This window comes from Paenibacillus sp. FSL R5-0341 (genome assembly GCF_037975235.1).
GTDB classification, from domain to species: Bacteria; Bacillota; Bacilli; order Paenibacillales; family Paenibacillaceae; genus Paenibacillus; species Paenibacillus amylolyticus_A.
Window position 1 is genome coordinate 1072370 of the sequence record NZ_CP150241.1, and the last position, 22899, is coordinate 1095268.

The following is a 22899-nucleotide window of genomic DNA, read 5'->3' on the forward strand; positions in this document are numbered from 1 at the left end:
AGGAGAGAGCCGTGAGTATTCTGGAAGCCAAGGAGCTTACTATCTCCTATGGAGCAGACCCCATTATTGAAAATTTAAATTTGACCATTCCCAAGGGACAGATCACCGTCCTGATTGGTAGCAACGGCTGTGGCAAATCCACGCTGCTGCGCACGATGGCTCGTTTGCTGAAATCCAGTTCAGGTTCCGTGCTGCTGGATGGCGAAGAGATTGCCAAGCTGCCGACCAAGGAGATTTCAAGGCGCATGTCCATCCTGCCGCAGGGTCCGACCGCTCCAGAAGGATTGACAGTGAATCAGCTGGTCAAGCAAGGGCGTTATCCACATCAAACGTGGCTGAAGCAATGGTCCCGAGAGGATGAGCGTATGGTCAAGCTGGCACTGGAGTCTACACATCTGACGGAACTCGCCGATCGGCCTGTGGATGCATTGTCCGGTGGACAGCGTCAGCGTGCCTGGATTGCGATGACCCTCGCGCAGGGAACCGAAACGCTGCTGCTGGATGAACCTACAACCTATCTGGATATGACACATCAGATTGATATCCTTGATCTGTTGTTCGAGTTGAACGAACGGGAAGGGCGTACCATTGTCATGGTGCTTCATGATCTGAATCTGGCATGTCGGTATGCACATCACATTGTGGCTGTTCACAACAAGTCCATCTACGCGGAAGGTAAACCGGAGGATATCGTTACACAGGAGATGGTCCGTAAGGTTTTCCAGATGGAGTGTGAGATTGCGGTCGATCCGCTGTTCGGCACACCAACTTGCATCCCACATGGAAGAGGGAGGAAGCTGAATGGGGAACAGCGTTATACACAACTGGCTTGAGGATCAAAAAGTCCGCTTTTGATTACTTCAATAATGATTCATCCATCCACACGAACTACATTGCATGAGCATGCAGATAACAAATTAGGCAAGCCATTGGTAAAACCGTATCCAAGGCTTGCCCAGTTTGTTGTGCCTATTATTCGATAAAAGCATACCTACATCGACTCAAACCCCTACCGAATTACATCTTATTTTTCCTTAAAAGTTTATTATTGACAATATAGCTCGAATTGCCATAAAATAGATCTTGTATGATATTGATAATCATTATCAATTTATAATTACAAAAAAATGATGAACGTATGAGCAATATAAGTTGAATTAATCATTTACATGCAACGGAGAGGACAGAAAAAACCTGAAAAAGCGAAGCGTTCGCCTAAAAGCTTTCTGAAAGAAAGCTACATCGGAAGCATACGCTTATCCCCGGATTTTTCCCTTGAGAAAAGGGAATCAAAAAAATCTGGCGATAACAGCGATTGGAAGGTTGTTCTGTCATTGTAGTGTCAGCGTAAATAATCTTTAATTCGACTTATATAGGCGCGAGTACCTTCATTCGATCGAGGAGGATTTTCAGTGTTTCCGAAAGGGATTCATAATCTGCAAAACCGACTCATTATAAGCAAAGCGAGAGAAATGGGCATCGCCTGTGATCCACTTCTTGAGGGATGCGAAGATTTTCTGAAGCTGTCTGTAGGAGACAAGCAGATCATCATTAACAAAACCAGATCTCATCGTCTGCCGTTAATTGCTGGTTTGCTCGCGAAGAACAAGCAGGCATGTAATAGGTTGCTGCATGAACAGGGCATGCCCGTACCGTCATTTATCGTGATCCCGGAGATGGGAAGCGAAGCAGCAGATTTTCTGAAAAGACATAGCTCCATTGTGGTGAAACCGCTGGATGCGAGCAGTAGTATGGGCGTGACGTTGGATGTGCGTACCGAAGATGAACTAGAGGCAGCCATTCGTCTTGCGGGTGTTCATGGCAGCAGCATTATGCTACAGCAATATGTAACTGGAATTGATTACAGAGTGCTGATTATTAACGGTGAAGTGGCGGCTGTGAATGAGTATCGACCTGTCTATGTCGAGGGAAACGGGACTTCAACCGTTCGGGCGTTAATCAAGCAGTTGAATCAAGAGCGAATCGAGATGACGCACATTGGGGAGTATGAAGCTTTTCCCCAGGTTGATGCAGAAGCTGAACGTCTGCTGGAGGTATTACGAGCACAAGGGACAACACTGGATGAAGTACCTGACGCCGGAAAAGAAATCGAGCTATACGATCTCCGTAACTCAGCCGCCGGAAAGATCAGTGAATTCTACAAGGATTGTACCGAAATCATTCATCCCGAGAATGCCCGAATGATCATTCAAGCTGCCAAAACTCTTCAGATTGATGTCGCTGGAGTCGATGTTCGTTGTCGTGATATCCGCACGCCGATCTCCAGAGATCAGGGAGGCATCCTGGAAGTGAACGCTTTGCCAGATATGACACACCACGTCTTTCCCCATGGTGGAACAACTCGTGATGTAGTTCGGTTATACCTGGAATACCTTTGTCAGGAGCTACTCGAGTATAAGACGTATAACAACGTATAAAAGATATAAAACAAGAATCACAGGCAGCAAGTTCAGCCTGAATCGATTATAAGGAGCGTTATAGGGCTATGTCAGTAGAGGTGCAGACGGAATATCTGAAGATGCAAAATGAGAAGGAATCCAATGCAAGATCGTACCCCAGACATTTCCCGCTTGTCATTAGCAAGGCCCATGGGGTGAAGATTACCGATACGGAAGGCCGCGTATTCTACGACTGCCTGGCTGGTGCAGGAACATTGGCGCTGGGACATAACCATGACACGGTGGTCAACGCCATTCGCGATGTTCTGGATCAGCAGATTCCGCTACATACACTGGATTTGGCAACGCCGCTGAAGCTTTCATATATGCAAGAACTATTCTCCATCCTTCCGGAAGAAATGCGAGATAAAGCCAAGATTCAGTTCTGTGGTCCAACCGGAGCGGATGCCGTAGAAGCAGCCATTAAGCTGGTCAAACATGCCACAGGTGGCAAGTCCATTCTTGCCTTTCAAGGTGGTTATCACGGTTCAACCCAAGCGACGATGTCGATGAGTGGCAATCTGAGCAAGAAACAGCATCTGCAAAGCCTGCTGCCGGATGTGCATTTCCTGCCGTTTCCTTATGAATACCGTTGCCCATTTGGTGTTGGTGAAGGCATGACGGCCCAATTAAGCGCACAGTATATCGAGAATTTGCTCGATGATTGCGAGAGCGGTATTGCGGCACCCTGCGGGGTCATTGTGGAGACCGTACAGGGAGAGGGCGGAGCGATTCCAGCGGATATCGAATGGCTCAAGGAGTTACGTCGTATCACAGCAGAGCGAAATATTCCGCTCATTATTGACGAAGTGCAGACAGGCATCGGACGGACAGGGCGAATGTTTTCATTTGAACATGCCGGAATCATACCCGATGTAATCATCTGCTCCAAAGCGGTTGGCGGTAGTCTGCCAATGTCTGTTGTCATCTACAAAGAAGAGCTGGACCAATGGCAGCCTGGTGCACACACAGGTACGTTCCGTGGCAATCAGCTAGCCATGGCCGCGGGGCTTGCCACACTTCGCTATATCCGGGAACAGGATATTCTACAAAACGTGCAGCTGCGCAGTGAGCAGTTCATGAATCAACTGAATGCATTGAAAGAGCGGTATGCAGAGATTGGTGACGTGCGGGGCAGAGGGCTGATGATTGGCGTTGAAGTAGTTGATCCAACAGGACGTAAGGATCGTCTGGGACATTATCTCCCCAATGGTGCGCTGGCTGAGTCAATTCAGCGTGAATGCTTCAAGAATGGATTAATTGTAGAACTGGGCGGGCGTCATTCAGCGGTTGTTCGTTTTCTGCCGCCGCTGAATATTACAGAGCAGGAATCGAACGCGATCCTCGCGATCTTTGAGAAATCGGTAACTGAAGCGATTACCTTAGCAACGGCCGCATGCTGAAGCTGTCCCTGATGAAGAGGCATGCAGTATTACTCGCGATTCTGATCGGTGCTTTTTCGCTGGTGCTGACCAACAGTGCATTTAACCTGCTGCTGCCTTATTTTGTGCAATACTATCAGATCTCTACGACAGCAGGCGGATGGATCATCGCATTGTACATGCTCGCCATGACGTTAACGATGCCGCTGGCTTCCCTGATCGTGGACCGACTGGGCCGTAAACAGACGTATATGTTGGGCATCAGTATCTATGGACTCTTCTCGGTGGCAGGTGCGTTGTTTTATCACTCCATCGAAGTGCTCTTGCTGGTCCGTTTCATGCATGGGGTTGCCGCCGGGCTGATGATTCCGTTATCGCTTGTGCTGCTGTTTGATGTATACGGACCGGAGGTAAGGGGGCGAATTACCGGAGCGTGGGGCTTGCTGCTTATGCTGGCTCCGGCTGCTGGTCCAACGCTGGGTGGTTTTATCATTCAGTACGGAAGGCTTGAAATGCTGTTCTGGCTCAATGTGCCGCTGGCTGTGTTTTCTTTTATCGGGTGCGGCCGAGTCATTCAAACTTATATCCCTGCCCGCAGGAAAAAATGGCATCCTTTCAGTGTCATGCTGCTAATCTGTGCGGTAGGTGCCCTTAGTCTGGGGGTACAGTTGTACGCAAGTCCTGTCGTGGCAGTATGGGTACCTTGGCTGCTGATTGCGCTGGGTGTAGTGTTACTCATTCGTTTTGTCCAGACAGAGAACGGTCGCAAGGAACCGTTGATCCGGTACCAGTTGCTGCGGCGTAATGCCGTCTTTCCGCTGACCGTGCTGATCTCGACCATTCAGGATTGTGTCATGTTTGGCGTGATCTTTGCATTGCCGTTGTTGTTCCAGGACGTCTTCCACCTGTCGCCGGCCCTGTCCGGTGCGCTGTTCATTCCCTTGTCGATCTGTACAAGTCTGTTCATGTGGATTGGCGGCAGCTTGCTGGATCGCGGTCGGTCCAGGCATTTTATCGCATGGGGCACGTTGTTGGTGTCGATATCGATCTTGTCGTTTGCAGTTCTGCCCATGGGAGCATCAATCTGGATCATCGGAATACTCATGGCGTGCCGGGGAATTGGCGTTGGCCTGTCAGGCATGAGTATCTCTGCTATCGGTTTACAAGCATTACCGGACGAAGACATGCACGAAGGGTCGGTGTTATCGACGACGATTGAGCGGCTGGCTTCTTCGTTTGCGGTGATGGGCATGACGCTGTATTACGATATGCGTTGGCAATGGCTTGCCGGGGCAGGAACGTCCATGGAGATGGCCAAATGGGGAGCGCTCAAAGAAATCTGTATCGGACTTGGCTGCGCCATACTGCTTACACTTCCCCTGGTCTTACTTATAACCCGAAAGAAGGTTGGCATCATTGTTCGAGATGGAAAACAAGCTCCGGTCTGAGACTGAGCAGCAGGCCCATGAACATTCGTGCAAGCTGCTGCTGAACTGTTACATCCGTGAGCTTGCGTTAGAAAAGGAAAGCGATATTCGGATCAATCCGAATACGCTGACGTACGCTGTTGCTTTTCAAGCCAGCGGGGTGAAGGTGACGGGACAGCTGGCCTATCACTCTGCCATGGGAGAGCATGAATACCTCAGCATGCAATCTGGCGGGGAAGCGGTGCATTATCGCGACCTGGTTCGCTGGATCACATCTGAGCTAAGTGGAGATACGGCACGGGGAGCGAGTTCTTATTCCCATGGAATACCTAAGAGTGCGATGGAAATGAAGAGTTCACTTGAGGTGGATATTGCACATCCAAAGGGCGAGAATACGAATCGTGACGAGGCGGCGTATGCCAGAGATTTTGCACAAAAGGTAGATAACAGTGTGGGCAACCTTACGTTGTATATCGAACAAGCAGCCGGTCTCGACATCCACGACTATCGCACATCGGAACAGTCACTGTTGTATGGTCATCCGTTCCATCCGTTTCCGAAGAACTCCAAAGGCTTTAGCGAGCAGGATGTACAGAAGTACAGTCCGGAGCTACGGACATCGTTTCAACTCTGTTATATCGCCGTGAGGCAGGATGTCTATGTGCAGGAATGGGTGGATGACGAGGCGGTAATGGATTTGCATGGTCTCCTGCGGAGCCATGTGGAGCCGATTTTAAAAGAAAAGAGTGGAATGTATGGGCTTCTGCCCGTCCATCCATGGCAATACGCGTACATATCACAGCTGTCCGAAGTACAGCACTATATTCGAGATGAAAAATTAATTCTGCTTGGCAGTGCGGGGCCAATCGTCTATCCGACTTCTTCGGTCCGTACGGTTTATATTCCGGCATGGAACTGCAATATCAAGCTGTCACTGAACATGCAGATCACCAACATGATTCGTATCAACAGTGCCGAGCAGATGCGCAGAACATTGGATGCCTCCAGATACGTCAGGCAGCATGACTGTTTCGGTGCTGAACCGCACACCCATATTGCGTATGAGACAGGTGTAGCGACATGTGCCTTTGATGATGAAGAATTAACCAGTCTATTTACGATAGCTTATCGGCCCATTGAGTTCGACCCTGCGAATACGTATGTCTTATCCAGTCTGGTTGAAGCACCCCTTCCTGGGATGCGATCGCGGCTGATGACGTTGCTGGGCGGTGACCGTGACATAGCTGAGCGCTGGCTGGATCGATATCTGCAATGTTCTCTACTGCCGATTGTACGGGCGGCGGGTGAGAAAGGAATTCATTTTGAAGCTCATTTGCAGAATACCCTTGTGACCTTAAAGGATGGAATGCCTGTCGATTTTATCGTCCGCGATCTGGAAGGGGTCAGTGTGGATGAGGAACTTATAAGTGAGCAGGAACGTGCAGTGTCCGATTTACTATTTTATTCGCGAGAGAAAGCCTGGGCGCGGACATCGTACTATTTTATCGTCAATCATCTGGGGTCTTTGATTCATGCGATGGCGCGAGATGTGAACGTCCCGGAGGAGCATTTCTGGAAACAGGTACGTGAGGTACTTGTGGAGGAACTGGAACGAACGGGCAATGCATATGTGCAACATCTGCTGACAACGGATGCATTTCTGGCCAAACAAAATTTGGTGAGTTGTCTAAGGGGTATCAGCCAGACCCCGGCCTACGTGCCGGTGAGCAATGTAATGAAACGAATAGGGAGTGAAGTTCGTGGGAGTGGGATACAGGGCTGAAGCAGGCGGCAAGACAGAAGCAGTCTACGTGGGTGTACAGGAACGGATCATGCGGCAGACGTTGGAGGCAATGTGGTTCGAAGGCATTCTGGACAGTCATGTAAGTGGGAGCGAATGGCGAACCGAGGGACTTACATCTTCTGGTCATTCTGTTGCGTACACGTGTGAAGCGGAGCGAAAGTTTTCATTTGGCCGGGTGAAGGTGAAGAAGGGTTCGATTCAAAGAGAGGGCGTACCTTGCACCGATCTGGATCTGTTTTTGGAGGAAATCGTACTGAACGCGTTGAAGGGTGCAAACGTCACAGCTTTTATCCAGGAACTGCTCGAAACGATGGCAAAGGACAGTCAGTGCCGGACCATATTACCCTTGAATATTCCGAGTGAGGATCGGCATTATGATGCGCTCGAAAGTCACATGACCGACGGTCATCTGTACCACCCGAGCTATAAGTCGAGGTTGGGATTTTCTTTGAAAGACAATCTCGCCTATGGCCCAGAGTTTAACACGGAGGTTGCATTAGTCTGGGTTGCTGTGAAAAAAGAATTGGCTCAGACCGCTGTATCCACAGGGTATAGCTCTGAAGAATTGGTGGGGCAGCATCTGACCGTAGAGGACGTACAGCGATTCCATCAGATGCTGGAGTGCGATGGGAAAGAAGCTTCTGACATTGGTGATCGATTTGTGTTCATTCCGGTTCATCCATGGCAGTGGGAGCACCAGTTGGAGACGGTATATGCCCGTCAACTTATGGATGGGGACATTGTGTATCTTGGTCCATCGTCTTCGCCCTATCGTGCACAGCAATCGATCCGTTCGCTGTCTAACAGAGTGAACCCGGAATCTCCTTACATCAAGCTTGCCCTCAGCATCACCAACACGTCGAGCACGCGTATTCTGGCACAGCATACGACCCAGAACGCGCCACTGATCAGCGATTGGCTGGATGAACTTGTTCGTGAAGATGAGCTGTTGCAGCAGGTGCAGTTTGGCATTTTGAAAGAAATCATGGGACTGTCGTTCCGTTATGAGCAGTTGCCTGCAACCCAGTATGGACGGGCCTACGGTACACTCGGTGCGATCTGGCGGGAGAATGTATCGGTTCATCTAAAGGAAGGCGAGACCGCATGGCCGCTGAATGCGCTGATGTTGGTGCAGCCGGATGGTGTTCCATTTATTCAGGATGCTGTAGAACGACATGGTGTGAAAAAGTGGAGCGAGGCCCTTGTTCGCACAGTTACCCTGCCGATTATTCATTTGCTCTATGCACACGGGATTGCGCTGGAATCTCATGCTCAGAATATCATTTTGGTACTGGAAGATGATCTGCCGAAACGAATCATTATCAAGGATCTGCATGATGGTGTTCGCTACTTACCGGATCAACTGTTGCACCCGGAAAGGGCTCCGAAGCTGAACCCCGAGCCGGAAACCCACCGCAAGTTCAATCGGTATTCCTTCATCTATGCCGGAGATGTGTCGGAAGTTCGTGACTATACGTATGATGCATTCTTCTTTATCTGCATGACGGATATTGCGTTGGCGCTTGAGAAGTTTGGTTTGGCAGAGGAAGCATTCTGGCAACTGTGCGCAGGTGTGATTGTAGATTATCAGAAGCAGCACCCGGAATACGCAGAGCGGTTTGTTGCATTTGACCTTTTTGCCGAAGATGCACTGATCGAAGAGATGACCAAGCGTCGTCTGTATGGAGATGGAGAGTTATATTTCCGTAAGGCGAGCAATCCACTCAAGGTATCAAAGGATGCACTTGAATCAAAGAGAACACACGAATTAAAGGGAATCGTCGAATGAGGATTAACACGCTGAAGGAAAAGATTGCACGCAAACAGCCAGTCTATGGCCTTTTTGTATCCATACCACACCCGGTCATCATCGAGATGATCGGCCATGCGGAATATGACTTTGTCATTATTGATCTGGAACATGCCGCAACATCGATGGAATCGGTGGAAGAGTTGATTCGTGCGGCGGAACTGGTGGGCCTAACCCCGTTGGTTCGTATCTCGAAGGTGGAGCGAGCGGAGATTCTTAAAGTGCTTGACTGTGGCGCCCAAGGCATCGTCATTCCACATGTTGAGCAACTGGAGCAGGTGGAGGAAGCGGTTCGTCACGCCTACTATCATCCGGTTGGTATGCGCAGCTTGAATAGTGGTCGTCCCGGCGAATTCGGTAAATATCCGCTCACGGGATACATTGGGGAAGCGAACCAACAGGTGATGGTTGTACCCATGATCGAAAGTGTGGAGGGCGTGCGACAAAGTGCACAGATTCTGTCTCACCCTCAGGTGAGTTTTGTATTGGAAGGCGCGGCGGATCTGTCGCAATCCCTCGGCGTACCATGGCAGACCGAGCACCCAGAAGTGAGACGTGCACTGGATGAATTGCATGCTACCGCGCAGCAGTGCGAAGTACCTTATGCAACGGTCACGAGAGGCGTGGAAGACATGTCGCTCTGGGCTGAGCGGGGAGTACATATATACGTGCTGGGTGATGATCGGAATACTGCGTTTCGGGCGTATGCCCAAAAACGGAATGACTACAGGAATGCGGGTGGGCAGATATGAAACCTAGTGTATGGCAGGTGATTGATGAACTACAACGCGGATTGGAAGACCCGGTATGTGCGTATGTCTACGATCTGGCCGGTATTCAGAAACAGGTACGTCAGATGCTGGGAAGCATGCCCGGAAACACAGAATTATTCTACGCCATTAAGGCGAATCCAGATCCGCGAATCATTGAGGCGTTGCTTCCATTGGTGAAGGGCTTTGAAGTGGCTTCGATTGGAGAGTTGCTCAAGGTTAGAGCTGTAAGCCAAGAGGTTCCAATTTTGTTCGGAGGTCCGGGTAAGAAAGAGAGCGAACTGCGGCTAGCCATTGAGAATGGCGTGAGCTACATCCATGTGGAGAGTCTGCTGGAGCTGCGGCGCATCATTGCGATTGCGAAAGAGCGTGAGATGGAGCATGAGCAGGTGCAAGAAAATGAGCCGAAACACAAACAACAACAGGGGCGAGCGCAGGAGGTTCGCATTCTGCTCCGAATCAATCTGCGAAGCAGTACGTTACCTCGGACGAAGATTGTCATGGGCGGTGGGCCGAGTCCTTTTGGAATCGATGAAGAGGCGGTGGAAGAAGCCATTGAACTCATTCGTGTGGAAGGCGCGGGTGTGGTTCGACTGAGCGGGTTCCACTTTCACTCCTTGTCCAACAATATGGATGCCAGGCTGCATGCTGAGATGATCGAGCTGTATTTGCAAAAGGTGGAACAGTGGCAGCACAAGTATGATCTACCTGTGGAAGTGGTGAATGCAGGAGGTGGATTCGGTGTCACGTATGATGGCAGCCCCGGATTCGACTGGCCCTTGTTCACTTTCCTGCTGGAGCAAAGTGAAGCCAGACAGCGCCTTGCCTCACGCGGAGGTCAGCTGTATTTTGAATCGGGTCGACTGCTGGTAGCAGACCACGGGTATTATGCCGCAGAGGTTACGGATATCAAAACCTCTCATGATCAGTATTTTGCCGTGTTAAGGGGAGGTACGCACCACAATCGTCTGCCTGCTTCATGGGGACATAACCATCCGTTTCAGATTATGGCGACGGATCGTTGGAAGCACTCGTTTGTCCGTCCAGAGGTAAGAGATCGTCGTGTTCATATTGTAGGTGAGCTATGCACACCCAAGGATCGCATGCATTCCGATGCGGAGGTAGCGCTGCTAAGGGTAGGAGACATTGTTGTATTTGAAAAGTCTGGAGCTTATTGCTGGACCATCTCGCATCATGATTTTCTGGGGCATCCGCACCCGGCATTCCATTATCTAACGGAGGACAATGATCATGTCAACACTGATGAAGCGTTCCAGTCTGCAAGCCGCTGAACGCCGGATTATGGCGGATTTGATGAATTCATTCTTGTCGGAGCAATTGCTTCCACTGGAGGAGTGTTCGTTCATTGATTTTGCCGCGGCACCTGCACCGTTCCGTCGATTGTATAAGGAATATGACGGTGAAGAGAATCAGAATGTAGCTTCTCGCTATAGATTGCACACTCAAGGTGTACTGTGTCTGGTTGAAACAGGAGTAAGACAGGGGACTCAATGGGTTCAGGGTTCACCGATCTATGAGGAGAAAGCAGATGGAAGCTGGGTTCTCCTTGATTTTCCTGTAGAAGTTGGACGTGCCGTGTTACAGAAGGCTTTGTCGAATGAGGCTTATGCGCAACCTGGGGTGGCGGAGTTTCTTGCTAGTCTGGGCGTTGCTGTGGAGCAGTTTGCTCTGGGCTGGGAACAAGTCCAGTATCTGTCCGCCAACGTCCCGGCGTCTGCTTATGAGTGGTTTATCAAGGGTGAGCGCGTTGCGGCATTGCGGGATCGTCCATTTCACCCATCGTCCAAAGCCAAGGTGGGATTCAACGCAGAAGATGTAACACGCTATGCAGCGGAATTCGGAAAGGCGATTTCGCTGCGCTGGGTGGCTATACGGCTGGATGCCGTGCAGCAAGGTTGTGAAGATGGGCTGTCCATTTTGGACGTGTTAGACGATGTTCAGCGCGGAGTGGTGGAAGCTGAGTTTGCCCGAAAAGGAATCACGTTGGACGAATATCTGCCGATGCCTGTACATCCGTGGCAATTGCAGCATGTGATTCTGCCTCGTTTCACTGGGGAGATCGAAGAAGGCGGCATAGTCGTATTGGATGTAGAAGTGGGCGACGTACAGGCAACATCCTCTCTGCGCTCGATGGCTGCATCAACCGAATCTAATCTGATGCTCAAGCTACCGGTTAGTGTGCTGTCACTGGGGGCTGCTCGCTATCTTCCGGTGGTCAAGCTGCTGAATGGTCTTGCTGGGGAACGGATGCTACGACAGGCCGTTGCTTGTGACGAGACGTTGAAGGACAAGGTGTATATGTGTGAAGAGCAGAACTGGTGGGGCTTCATGCCAGAATCCATGGGACTGTTCGATGATCATCCACGCCATCTGGCTGCACAGATTCGTGTGTATCCTGCTGAATTGCTTAATGAAGCCTACAAAGTCATTCCAATGGCTGCACTGGGTGTGAATCTGGAAGGTAACCATTTACTAAAGGACATTCTGGGTGATGATCTGAGCAGCACGGATGTCCTCGACTTTTATACCAGCATAGCTACGACGTTCTATGATATCGTGATGCGTCTGTTCAAGGTGGGCGTTGTACCTGAGATTCATGGTCAGAACTGCTGTCTGGTGTTACGGGATAATCAGGTAAAAGGTCTATTGTTCCGCGATCATGATTCCGTGCGTCTGCATCAGCCTTACCTGGACAAGCATGGGATCGCAGACCCTGCTTATCATATTCGCCCAGGCTACTCGAACAGCTTGTATAACGAGACGATCCAGAAGCTGATCTTCTATGTGCAGTCGCTGGGGACGCAGGTGAATCTGGCTGCGATCATGGAGGCACTGAGCGAGGTGTATCACATCCCGGAAACGAAGTTATGGGAGATCACGGAGCAGGCTTGGAAGGAAGCGCTGCAACAAGTGCAGCTTCCCGATTCTGACCGGGCCGCGATCGCTCATGCGGTATTCGAGAGCGAGGAGTGGCCCGTGAAGTTAGTTGTCCGTCCGCTGCTTGAAGCGGATGGGGTGCCTGGCGCGATGCCATCGGGCAAAGGCAAAGGGTGGAACCCTTTTTACAAGAGATAGAGGTTGAGTAGTGTTGGTGTAGGAGTGTATAGAGAAGAAGTGGAGTGCTAAAGGATCGATCTAGAAGGTGACCCGTTTGATGGGTTGCCTTTTTGGCTTGTTATCATTGAGAGTTGAAATGCTTGGAGGGATGAAACGTTCATCATTCTGGCTAAAAAATCTTATGAAATGAAGGTACAGGAAAGAGACTGATGGTATAATCGGGTTATGTGTTATAGTCATACTTGTGTATTACCGAAAAGGTTTTCGGAAAAAGCGACAGCTACTGTTGAAACCGTAATCATAATTTACTTGAAGAAAGTGAGAATCTACCATGAATCAGAAGAGGCTTTTTAATGATGGATGGCAATTTGCGAAAAGCAAGCTGGATGTTATGGAACCTGCGGGTCTGGTATTTGAACCTGTGGAGCTTCCCCATGATTGGCTGATATATAATACGCTTGAACTGTATGAAGACAGCATTGGATGGTACCGCAAGACGTTCCATTATACGAAGGATGAGCGGCAGCTTTTGCTTTGTTTTGATGGCGTATACATGGATTCTTCGGTGTATGTGAACGGGCAGTTGGTTGGAGAGTGGAAGTATGGCTATTCTGCTTTTGAACATGAGATCACGAAAGCACTGGTGGAAGGCGACAATGAGATTGTGGTCAAAGTGGCACATCAGAGCCCGAACAGCAGATGGTATTCCGGGGCCGGAATCTATCGCCATGTGTGGCTGAAGACGAGAGACCGCAATCATATTGTTACGGATGGGACTTATGTATCCATCAAGCAACAGACGGGTGGCTGGCAGGTGGAAGTGGATACGGAGCTGAACCTAGAACAGAATCAGCAGGCAAAACTGGTGCATACGATCTTGTATGAAGGTCAGGTAGTAGTATCCACCCAAGCGAATGTTAAGACTTCGGCAGGTCAGAATGCGTCTGCATCGACAGATAGCCAACAGATCAGTATGGAGAATCCAAACCTGTGGAGCCCGGATGCACCGCATCTGTATGAACTGGTCACCGAACTGAGACTAATCACGGATGATCAGAGTGAGGAGATCATTGAAACCGTAACCCAACGTATTGGATTTAAGGACGTTAAGCTGGATCCTAGTGAAGGTTTCTATCTGAATGGAGTCCACACGAAGATGAACGGCGTGTGCGAACACCACGATCTCGGGGCCCTGGGAGCTGCGTTTAACCTGACGGCATTGCGTAGAAGATTTGTTTTGCTCAAAGAAATGGGCGTTAACGCCATCCGGACTGCGCATAATATGCCTGCCAAAGAGTTCATGGAACTTGCCGATGAGATGGGTATGCTGGTTGTGTCTGAGGCCTTTGATATGTGGGAACGTGCCAAAACGCCATACGACTATGCGAGATTTTTCCCGGAGTGGGTGCATACCGATGTGAAGAGTTGGGTGAAGCGCGACCGTAACCATCCCAGCCTGATCATGTGGAGTATCGGGAACGAAATTTACGACACCCATGCGGATGAGCGTGGACAGGAAGTTACTCGGATGCTGATGGATTATGTGCTGGAATTTGATCCAAAAGGCAATGCTGGCGTGACGATTGGTTCCAACTACATGCCTTGGGAAAATGCACAAAAATGCGCGGATATCGTGAAGCTGGCAGGCTACAACTATGCGGAAAAATATTACGACAAACATCATGAAGAGCATCCGGACTGGATCATCTATGGTAGTGAGACGTCTTCCGTAGTACAGAGTCGTGGCATCTATCACTTCCCGCTCGAACAGCCAATTCTGGCAGATGATGATGAGCAGTGCTCGGCTTTGGGTAACAGTACGACGAGCTGGGGCGCGAAGTCGGCAGAATACTGCATTTTGGCAGAGCGGGATCGTCCTTACTCATTGGGTCAATTCCTATGGACTGGATTCGATTATATTGGAGAGCCGACACCGTATCATACGAAGAATTCGTATTTTGGACAGCTGGATACAGCAACGTTCCCGAAAGACTCTTATTTCATTTACCAAGCGGCTTGGACGGATTATAAGAAAAGCCCGATGGTTCACCTGTTCCCGTATTGGGATTTCAGCCCGGGTCAGATTATTGATGTACGCGTGTGCAGCAACGCGCCGAAGATTGAGCTGCAACTCAATGGTAAAACCATTGGCACGTACGATATCGATCATGCCAATGGAACACAGCTGTCTGGCTGGTGGAAAGTGCCTTATGAAGAGGGCGAGCTGAAAGCGATCGCTTATGATGAGAACGGTCAAATCATTGCAACCGATGTGCAAAGATCCTATACGGATGCGAAGAAGATTTGTCTGCAAGCGGATCGGGAGCAGTTGCAAGCGAATGGTACAGACCTGATTTTTGTAGAAATTGATGTGGAAGATGAAGCGGGTAATCCGGTGCACAATGCGAACAACCGTATGCAAGTTAAGGTAACTGGTGCTGGACGATTGCTGGGTCTGGATAACGGGGACAGCACGGACTATGATCCATACAAAGGGTTGAGTAGAAGACTGTTCAGCGGCAAACTGATGGCAATCATCGGAGCGACAAATGAAGCTGGAACGGTGCGGATTGAAGTTTCTTCTGAAGGGTTGGAAGGGGCTACGGCTGAGTTTGAATCTCGGGTTGTGGATAGAGAACTTGATGGTGAAAAACAAGTGCAGCCTGTCTTCATGAACAATGAAGAGCGTCCGGTGCTGACGGGGAATGCTCAGGAGATTCCTTTGCGGAAAATCGAGATCATCAGTAGTGCAGGACAGTTGCTCGATCCGTCCAACCCGGAGCTGACTGTAACCGCTAAACTGTATCCGGAGAACACTTCCTATCGCGACATCGAGTGGGCTGTTGTGAATGATGCGGGGATCGAGTCCAACATTGCCAAGGTGGAAGCTGTTCAAGCGGGAACGGGCGACAACGGCGAGCATCAACATGCGGTGAAAGTATCTGCTATAGGTGACGGGGAGTTCCGACTTCGCGCAACGAGTACCAACGGTACCGATAAAACGAAACTCATCTCCCAGCTGGAGTTCAAGGCGGATGGTCTCGGTACAGCCTACAAAGATCCATACGGCTTCATCACGGGCGGACTGTACGATTACACCAAAGGTGAAGTTGGCAACGGCAACGAACGTGGGGTAGCGACAAGTCGCGATGGAGAGACACATGTAGGCTTCCGTAATATTGACTTCGGACCATACGGCTCTGATACGATTACCATTCCGATCTTTACGTTATCCACTGAGGATTACTTCATTCAGATCTGGGAAGGTATGCCGGATGAAGAGGGAAGTACGATGATCGCGGATGTGGTATATGACAAAGAGTCCATCTGGAATGTGTACCAGGAAGAGACTTATCATCTGTCCAAACGCCTTAGCGGGATTACATCGATCTGTTTTGTGCTGAAGCAGAAGATTCATATTAAAGGATTCTCCTTTGAGCGCCAGAGTCGGGCCTTTGAACAGAATGCCGCTGCATCCTGTGACCATCTCTATGGAGATACGTTCAAAATTGAGGGTGATCGAGTAGAAGGTATCGGAAACAATGTGTCGTTGGAGTTTGAAAATATGGACTTTACGGCAGAAGGCACGTCGAAGCTCGTGATCTACGGTCATTCGCCGATTGATAAAAATACGATTCATATTCGCTTCGCAGGTGAGGACGGACAGAGCAACCAGTTGGTTGAGTTCACACAGTCGGGTGGATATGAGGAGCGGGTGTTTGAGCTTGAGCAGGTGACAGGTGAGCAGAAAGTAAGCTTTATCTTCCTGCCAGGCAGTCAGTTTGACTTCGGTTGGTTCCGATTCGAGAAATAATGAAGCTTCACTAATAGCGAGAGGGATGCAAGGGTCCTTTTCATCCTCAAGGTGTTAGTGGAGTAGCTACAGATGCGATGTATTAATTAATCATCTGGTAGTTTATGAAGACACAAAAACCTGCGAAGCCGAGGCTTTGCAGGTTTTTTTTGCGACCATATAAAGGTGAAAAATCATGGGATTAACTGTACAAAGCATTGGACAGCTCAATCAGGTTTCCGTCAGGATCACGTACATACACCGAACGAATGGGACCCAGCGCACCGGTACGTTCCACTGGACCTTCTTCGATTTTCGTATGATGTTGTGAGAGATGGAGAATCACTTCTTCTAGAGGTGTGCTGACCAGAAAACAAAGATCTGCCGAACCCGGCGTAGGGGTATGAGCTTTCGGTTCAAACTCTTTTCCGCGTTCATGCAAATTGATCTTCTGCTGTCCAAACTGTAATGCTTTTCGGCCTTGGCCGAATTCGACTACCTTCATACCTAATATGTTGGTATAAAATGAAAGGGTTGCTTCCAGATTCTCTACGGTTAACACAAGATGATCAAGTCGTTCTATTTGCATGCATAAGCCTCCTTCGAATTGGATCAATTGTTCCTGTAGAATGAGGGTGTATATAGTAGTATGTCATTTATTATACCTTAGAGCTCAGTTAGATCGACATCGTATGAGAAACACAATTAAGCAGGATGAATAAGGGAGGTACATATGAAAATTATTTTTAGTAGTTCGCCGCTGGATGAGAAGAAGGTAGATGAGAGTTATGAACAGGAGTATGTATGTGCCAAGGAACTTGGCTTTGAGGTGGGACTGGTTCATCTGGAAGAACTAATAGTGAACAAGCGTCCGGAACTCGCTGTGAGACGATTGAAGCACGCAACAGAACGGGAGGATGTACTGTACCGGGGCTGGATGCTGACACCGGAAGCGTACGGGCTACTATATAAGGCGCTGGCATCGAAAAATCTATATCTCATTAATACACCAGAGCAATACAAGCATTGCCATTATCTGCCCGAGTCATATGACGTAATTAAAGGATATACACCGCACTCGGTCTGGGTGCCCATGTCAGTGATTCAGGCTTCACCAGATGCCGTTAAGGAGGCCACTCGCCAGTTTGGTAATCGGCCAATTATCGTTAAGGATTATGTGAAATCTCGTAAACATGAGTGGAAGGAAGCCTGTTACATCCCAGATGCTGCGGATGAGGAGCATGTGAAGCAGGTTGTGCATAACTTTGTGAGGCTACAAGGTGAAGAGTTGAATGTAGGGCTTGTGTTCAGGGAGTATGTTCAGTTGGAGTTTCTGTCCTACCACGACCAGAGCGGTATGCCGTTATCCCGAGAGATGCGGGTGTTTATGTTAGACGGTAAGCCTGCATACATCTCTAACTATTGGGATGAAGGACAGGACGAAGCGTTTAGAGATGCACTCACTTCATTTCTGGACATTGCACAAACGATTCAAAGCCGTTTCTACACGATGGATTTTGCCAAGGTGGAAGGCGGCTCCTGGATTGTTCTTGAACTCGGTGACGGCCAGGTGGCGGGGTTACCGGATTATGCGGATCCGTTGACGTTTTATGAGCAATTGAAGATAGCATTAGTGTAAACAATTAAAAAGAGTTAACTCATGGTGATCATGAATTAACTCTTCTTTAAGTTAAGTTTAAATGGGATGACGATATCGTGTTGTCTTGCCAAGTCTGAACGGGCTTTAATCTCAAAAGTGAGATCCAACTGCTCCGGAAGATCACGAACCTGATCTGTGATGGTCGTGATGTAGTAATGCTTGTCTCCAAGTTTATGAATGTTGCCGAAGGCTGAATCAGCGAATATGTCATTTTTATTATAAAATACATATTCCAAATCATTCTCAGACTGTCCACCGCCCTGAATCTCATAACCCAAATGCACTTCTTGATCTGTATAGGTTGCATTACGCAGTGTGATGGTAAGTCCATTTATGGTTTTAGTTTGAAGTGAGATGTTTGAATCGGGAAGTGCGGATTCTGCTTTATTAGTAACAGAGAAATAAAGCACAATGGGGAGTATCAATATGATAAGACCAATAATGATAGCGATGATGACACTCTTTTTGCTCATTGTGTATGCTCCTTTCAGAGGTAAAGCATATCTGATAAAATTCAATTCATCTTAATATCCAATTATATCATATTTTGGAGGAGGATTTAATGAAGCGGTTCTTGATATTGTGTGTGTTGATACTCGTATTGACAGGTTGTGGTCAGAACAATAGAGAGAAAGCCATTGAATATCTAACGCAAAATCAGAGAAATGATGCATCACTCATTGTATTTACCGACCGTCTTTCGGAGCGGCCATTTATTGTTGATTTACAGACGCAATTAAATGAAGTGAATAACGAAAATTTGAGATCAGAAGGCCCAATTACCAGTGTGAATTTTTATAATGTGCGTGATGATAATAAGTTTAATTATGAGAAGATTTTCGGTCTATAATCATATCCGTACATGATCCTGTTCGAGAAAGGCCACATCACATTGGAAACCCAGGAACCGGAAGAGATCGTTCAGTATTTTAAACAGAAGTAAGACTCCATGAATAACATGCACGAATATGCAAAATATCTGGCTATCAAATGTTCCTTGTCTACTGAATCTTTAACAAGAAAATGAATCCTCCGTTTGATTCCAATCAAACTCTTCACTTGTTAAAATTTAGGTATAACTACTATGGTCAGGTTGGCGGTGAAGATGGTATGCAACGTATTCAGGTACATCCCGATGTGTTGGACGAAAAAGCTCGATTGGTTCAGCAGAAGAAGTTGGAACTCGATCGAATCGTTAGAGAACTGGAGAAATCCATCTATATGTTGCAATCCGAATGGTCGGGTGTGACAGGAGAGCGATTCTTCTGGGATTTTATGCAAGTGAAGGAAGTGTTCCCAACTACACTTGGGCTGTTGGACAAGATCCAGAATGAGTTTACGTTTATCGCGAGGAACTTCAGAACAACGGACGGTTCAGGCGAGGTTGCACTGTATATTCCAGAGGAACTAAAGCGAAATTTCGCTGTAGGGCTGCTCGATCAATCTATAGGAGAAACAATAACGGGATTGGGCCAGACGGCAGAAGCTTTCTTCTCTAACCCGTTCAGTACATTAAGCAGTGTGGCATATGCCATGACAGTGGGCAAAGTTGTTGACGTTGGACGTGGTATTCAGTTTGCATGGGATACCGCCTGGGGCAAGGGAACGGCTAGGTCTGATATAGAGCAATTTGTAGAGAATCAGAAGAAGCAGATTGATGAGAGTGGAGCAGGATATTACGGTGGGGCGATGACAGGACAGGCTCTGGCGTATGTTTTGTTTGGGAAAGCTCTTCGTTCGAAAGATGACATTGGGGCTGGTGGAAGTAAGCCTGAGTCGGGGAAAGGGAAAGCAGGAATAGGTAAAAATGAGATTGAACTAACTAGACCAAGTAATTCCCCGAGCTCTAATGCAACGCCGAAAGGATATCCAGCAAAAATTCGTCCACAAGATGACAAAGAAACAGTACGTGGGCGTGAACGGGAAAATGAGGCAGCAAAAATATTAGCCGAAAAAGGATATGATATCACACAAAGCCCTCAATTACCTGGACAAAATAAGAAGCCAGATTATTTAATTGAGGGTAATGTTTTTGATTGTTTCTCACCAAAAGGGGAAAAATCTCCTCGGAATATATGGTCAAAATTGATAAATGAAAAACTAGCAGAAGGACAAGCTAACCGATTTGTTGTAAATTTGGACGATTGGTCTGGTGATGTTGATATATTGAAAAAACAATTTAATGATTGGCCTGCTGAGGGGCTGGAAGAGATTATAGCTATAAAAAATGGAAAAATTATAAATATATATCCCTGATCTATAAGGAGGAATTATAATGGCAACGGACTGCTCCTTGAAATGTGAAGAAGTTGTGCTGTCAAAAGAAATCCTGATTGAGAAATTAACTAAGATCAATATTATTTGTGATGAAGTAATACAATTAGACAAAGGATTAAAAATTGATGAAACAGTAAATAAAGTTGGATTTTCAATTGCTTTAATTGATACTTCGGCTAGTCCATTTGGTTACGATTCAGAGTTTCTTGCCAATGATTTTAAATATAATCAGAGTTTAAATTTTCGAATAGATAATGACTGGGATAGTATAGAGGCAATTACTCACATTCTTGTACTAGTCTTTGAAATAATCGATTCGACGGAAAGTAACCTGTTGTTTCTTCTTAATGATAATGAATGTGTTTATAGAATTGATGGGATTTTAAGAATTAATAACGAAGACGGTTTTTGGGATCGAGTAGAGTACAAAAGGTTTATTGAAACTAGAGAATATAAAGATATGTAGAATTTTTTTTAGTGAGATATTTCAATAGGGTTCTACTCATCAAATAGAGGAGGATCAGTACATGGATTACGAATTATTTCTACGATCTAATTTAGATCTTAATTCTTTAGGGAAACTGTTTCGAAGATATACTACTGAATTTGTTAACGGATCGGTTTCATTTAATAGTAACGATAAAGAAATAGTAATTGGTTCTGATTTTTTCTCTTTGACACTTGAGATAGAGGATACTTCTGATATCACTTTTGTTAAAAAACATTATAACTTAGATGTTAATGTATGTATTAGAACTCAGGTATTTGGCATTACTTTTTCTGAAGGGATAGAGCATATTTTCAGAATTATTAGTAAACTTATAAAATATACTGAGGGTAATCTTTTGTTCCTAGAAGATGGTTCTACACAACTGCTTAGAATGGAGAATGGTCTGTTGACGGTCAATAATCGGTTGGATGAATATCAAACTAAATATCTAACTTCAAGCCTTCTTCTTTTACTTGACCGTCCTTATATTGAAAAGGAGTTATTAAGCTAAAAAAGTAGCAGGTAAATGAAATAATGATACTACTTGAAAGCACTTCTACCATACAAACGTAGAGGTGCTTCTTACTATAAAATCCTAGGACGAGTTCCAAAAGAGATCCCGATTTTAGAATTGAAGGGCGTATATTTGACTGTTATGCACCAACTGAAAATAAAGGTATTAGAGGTATTTGGAGTGAGGTCCAGGAAAAGGTAGTGATTAAACAACAAACCAAGAATGTGGTGATTAATTTAACAAAGTGGTCTGGAGATGATTCTGCGTTGCTTAAGCAATTTAAAGAATGGGAAATCCAAGGTTTAGAAGAAGTTATCGCAATAAAAAAGGACGGTAAGATCATATCGGTATTCCCTTAAAGTAGAGGAGACAAGTCTATGGAGTATGCACTGAAGTTGAATGGAAAACAAGATCCGTTGTGGTTGAAAAAACTAATTGAAAGTAAGAAATTTGAAGTGAATTATATGAACCGACAACAGAATGCATTGTTCATTCATGAGTTTGATCTAAGCGGTGGTTTGAAAATAACTGCTTATGATAATAATTTTCCGCCTGGTCATCCAGCAGCATCTTATGAAACGATGTTTCAAGAAGAGGATTTTATTTATCAACAAACAATGTCTTTTGAATTGGAGAATAATCAACAATATGAGTTATGGTATAAAACAATGTATGAAATTTCTTTCGCTATCTTAGAATCACTTAGAGTAGATGGCGTATTCTATCATACTTCTGGAGAAGAGATATTTCTCTTCAAAAACAGAAAGTATACATTCAACGGAACATATCTTGAATTGCTCCAGACTCATTATGGAGAACTCCTTGAGAATATCGAGTATTCGGTTTTTACGAAACCTCACAACTGAATTACAGATAAATAATGCATAAAGGCGCACTTCTACCATACAAACGTAGAGGTGCTTCTTACTATAAAATTCTAGGAGAACAGCTCGCCATGATGAAAAGTGCGATTATAAATAATGATATTTTATTTGACCAAATACTTAAGAATGACAAAATAACAAACGAGATGGTTGAGGATGGAGAACAAGCCAGCCAGCTTTATTACAACTTTAAGGATATGACGCAGATTATAAATAAGTATAACTTGATGAATCTAAATTTCAGTGAAGAAGCCAATTGGCTGGTAAAACCCGCAACTTTATTCACGAACGATCTAGGTATAGATGATGTAATGCCACCTACGCTTCACCGTATGCGAATGACGTTCGAGAGGCTGGATATAACCAGTTATCCTGTAACACCTGAACTTAGAGCCCGGATTGAGGAGTATCAGCAGTTAAATCATCGATGGCTGAACATTGTTGGGGACTTTGAATCCAAGGAAATTAACGAGAAGGATTGGCCCCAATCTTGAATGATCTGGAGCAAGAGACTCGAGCTTATTTTAGTGAAAAAAAGGTTGATTTCGTGG

The 22899-nt window shown here is 46.7% G+C and carries 19 protein-coding genes and 1 pseudogene; 18 read left to right on the plus strand and 2 right to left on the minus strand.

What is annotated here, in order from left to right:
- Positions 1-11 precede the first annotated feature (11 nt).
- The 10 genes from MKX75_RS04740 (at position 12) to MKX75_RS04785 (ending at position 16544) form a co-directional block, all read left to right on the plus strand.
- Positions 12-833, plus strand: a complete 822-nt coding sequence (locus tag MKX75_RS04740; RefSeq protein ID WP_062837465.1) for an ABC transporter ATP-binding protein — start codon at positions 12-14, stop codon at positions 831-833.
- Between the two features lie 579 nt (positions 834-1412).
- Positions 1413-2438, plus strand: coding sequence for a hypothetical protein (locus MKX75_RS04745; protein WP_339168625.1), 1026 nt, complete (start codon positions 1413-1415; stop codon positions 2436-2438).
- Positions 2439-2506: 68 nt separating this feature from the next.
- A complete protein-coding gene (locus MKX75_RS04750) occupies positions 2507-3862 on the plus strand; it encodes a diaminobutyrate--2-oxoglutarate transaminase (RefSeq protein ID WP_062837463.1) in 1356 nt (451 codons plus the stop codon).
- The gene (locus MKX75_RS04755; RefSeq protein WP_339168628.1) at positions 3856-5289 is read left to right on the plus strand and encodes an MFS transporter; all 1434 of its coding nucleotides are present in this window, start codon (positions 3856-3858) and stop codon (positions 5287-5289) included. Before MKX75_RS04750 ends, MKX75_RS04755 begins: the two co-directional genes overlap by 7 nt.
- Positions 5267-7051: an IucA/IucC family protein gene (locus MKX75_RS04760; RefSeq protein WP_339168629.1), complete on the plus strand. Its 1785-nt coding sequence runs from the start codon at positions 5267-5269 to the stop codon at positions 7049-7051. The genes MKX75_RS04755 and MKX75_RS04760 overlap by 23 nt, the downstream gene beginning before the upstream one ends.
- Positions 7020-8861, plus strand: a complete 1842-nt coding sequence (locus tag MKX75_RS04765) for an IucA/IucC family protein (RefSeq protein ID WP_339168630.1) — start codon at positions 7020-7022, stop codon at positions 8859-8861. Before MKX75_RS04760 ends, MKX75_RS04765 begins: the two co-directional genes overlap by 32 nt.
- Positions 8858-9634 carry an aldolase/citrate lyase family protein gene (locus MKX75_RS04770; protein ID WP_339168632.1) on the plus strand — a complete coding sequence of 259 codons (777 nt, stop codon included), beginning with the start codon at positions 8858-8860 and terminating at the stop codon, positions 9632-9634. The genes MKX75_RS04765 and MKX75_RS04770 overlap by 4 nt, the downstream gene beginning before the upstream one ends.
- Positions 9631-10944 carry a type III PLP-dependent enzyme gene (locus MKX75_RS04775; RefSeq protein ID WP_339168633.1) on the plus strand — a complete coding sequence of 438 codons (1314 nt, stop codon included), beginning with the start codon at positions 9631-9633 and terminating at the stop codon, positions 10942-10944. Before MKX75_RS04770 ends, MKX75_RS04775 begins: the two co-directional genes overlap by 4 nt.
- Positions 10904-12748, plus strand: a complete 1845-nt coding sequence (locus MKX75_RS04780; RefSeq protein ID WP_339168635.1) for an IucA/IucC family protein — start codon at positions 10904-10906, stop codon at positions 12746-12748. The genes MKX75_RS04775 and MKX75_RS04780 overlap by 41 nt, the downstream gene beginning before the upstream one ends.
- Positions 12749-13061: 313 nt before the next feature.
- Positions 13062-16544 (plus strand): glycoside hydrolase family 2 TIM barrel-domain containing protein, encoded by a 3483-nt coding sequence (locus MKX75_RS04785; protein ID WP_339168636.1) that lies wholly within the window; start codon positions 13062-13064, stop codon positions 16542-16544.
- Positions 16545-16725: 181 nt separating this feature from the next.
- Here the strand turns inward: MKX75_RS04785 and MKX75_RS04790 are convergent, their stop codons facing one another.
- Entirely contained in the window at positions 16726-17112 is a 387-nt protein-coding gene (locus tag MKX75_RS04790) for a VOC family protein (RefSeq protein WP_339168637.1), read from the minus strand.
- 144 nt (positions 17113-17256) lie between these two features.
- Between MKX75_RS04790 and MKX75_RS04795 the strand changes: the two genes are divergently transcribed.
- The gene (locus MKX75_RS04795) at positions 17257-18162 is read left to right on the plus strand and encodes an ATP-grasp domain-containing protein (protein ID WP_339168639.1); all 906 of its coding nucleotides are present in this window, start codon (positions 17257-17259) and stop codon (positions 18160-18162) included.
- A 35-nt stretch (positions 18163-18197) separates the two neighbouring features.
- Here the strand turns inward: MKX75_RS04795 and MKX75_RS04800 are convergent, their stop codons facing one another.
- Complete coding sequence (locus MKX75_RS04800) at positions 18198-18656, minus strand: hypothetical protein (RefSeq protein WP_339168641.1); 459 nt, start codon at positions 18654-18656, stop codon at positions 18198-18200.
- Positions 18657-18772: 116 nt separating this feature from the next.
- Here MKX75_RS04800 and MKX75_RS04805 point away from each other — a divergent pair, with 116 nt between their 5' ends.
- The 7 genes and pseudogenes from MKX75_RS04805 to MKX75_RS04835 all read left to right on the plus strand — a co-directional run bounded on the left by MKX75_RS04805 (position 18773) and on the right by MKX75_RS04835 (position 22842).
- The gene (locus MKX75_RS04805; RefSeq protein ID WP_339168642.1) at positions 18773-19033 is read left to right on the plus strand and encodes a hypothetical protein; all 261 of its coding nucleotides are present in this window, start codon (positions 18773-18775) and stop codon (positions 19031-19033) included.
- A 260-nt stretch (positions 19034-19293) separates the two neighbouring features.
- Complete coding sequence (locus MKX75_RS04810; protein ID WP_339168644.1) at positions 19294-20439, plus strand: WXG100 family type VII secretion target; 1146 nt, start codon at positions 19294-19296, stop codon at positions 20437-20439.
- A gap of 19 nt (positions 20440-20458) precedes the next feature.
- Entirely contained in the window at positions 20459-20926 is a 468-nt protein-coding gene (locus MKX75_RS04815) for a SitI3 family protein (protein ID WP_145146220.1), read from the plus strand.
- Positions 20927-20987: 61 nt separating this feature from the next.
- The gene (locus tag MKX75_RS04820) at positions 20988-21461 is read left to right on the plus strand and encodes a hypothetical protein (protein WP_145146221.1); all 474 of its coding nucleotides are present in this window, start codon (positions 20988-20990) and stop codon (positions 21459-21461) included.
- 116 nt (positions 21462-21577) lie between these two features.
- Positions 21578-21823: pseudogene (locus tag MKX75_RS04825) on the plus strand (hypothetical protein); the annotation flags it as partial.
- Between the two features lie 18 nt (positions 21824-21841).
- Positions 21842-22330, plus strand: coding sequence for a hypothetical protein (locus MKX75_RS04830; protein WP_339168647.1), 489 nt, complete (start codon positions 21842-21844; stop codon positions 22328-22330).
- Between the two features lie 89 nt (positions 22331-22419).
- Complete coding sequence (locus MKX75_RS04835) at positions 22420-22842, plus strand: hypothetical protein (protein WP_339168649.1); 423 nt, start codon at positions 22420-22422, stop codon at positions 22840-22842.
- Positions 22843-22899: the final 57 nt, after the last annotated feature.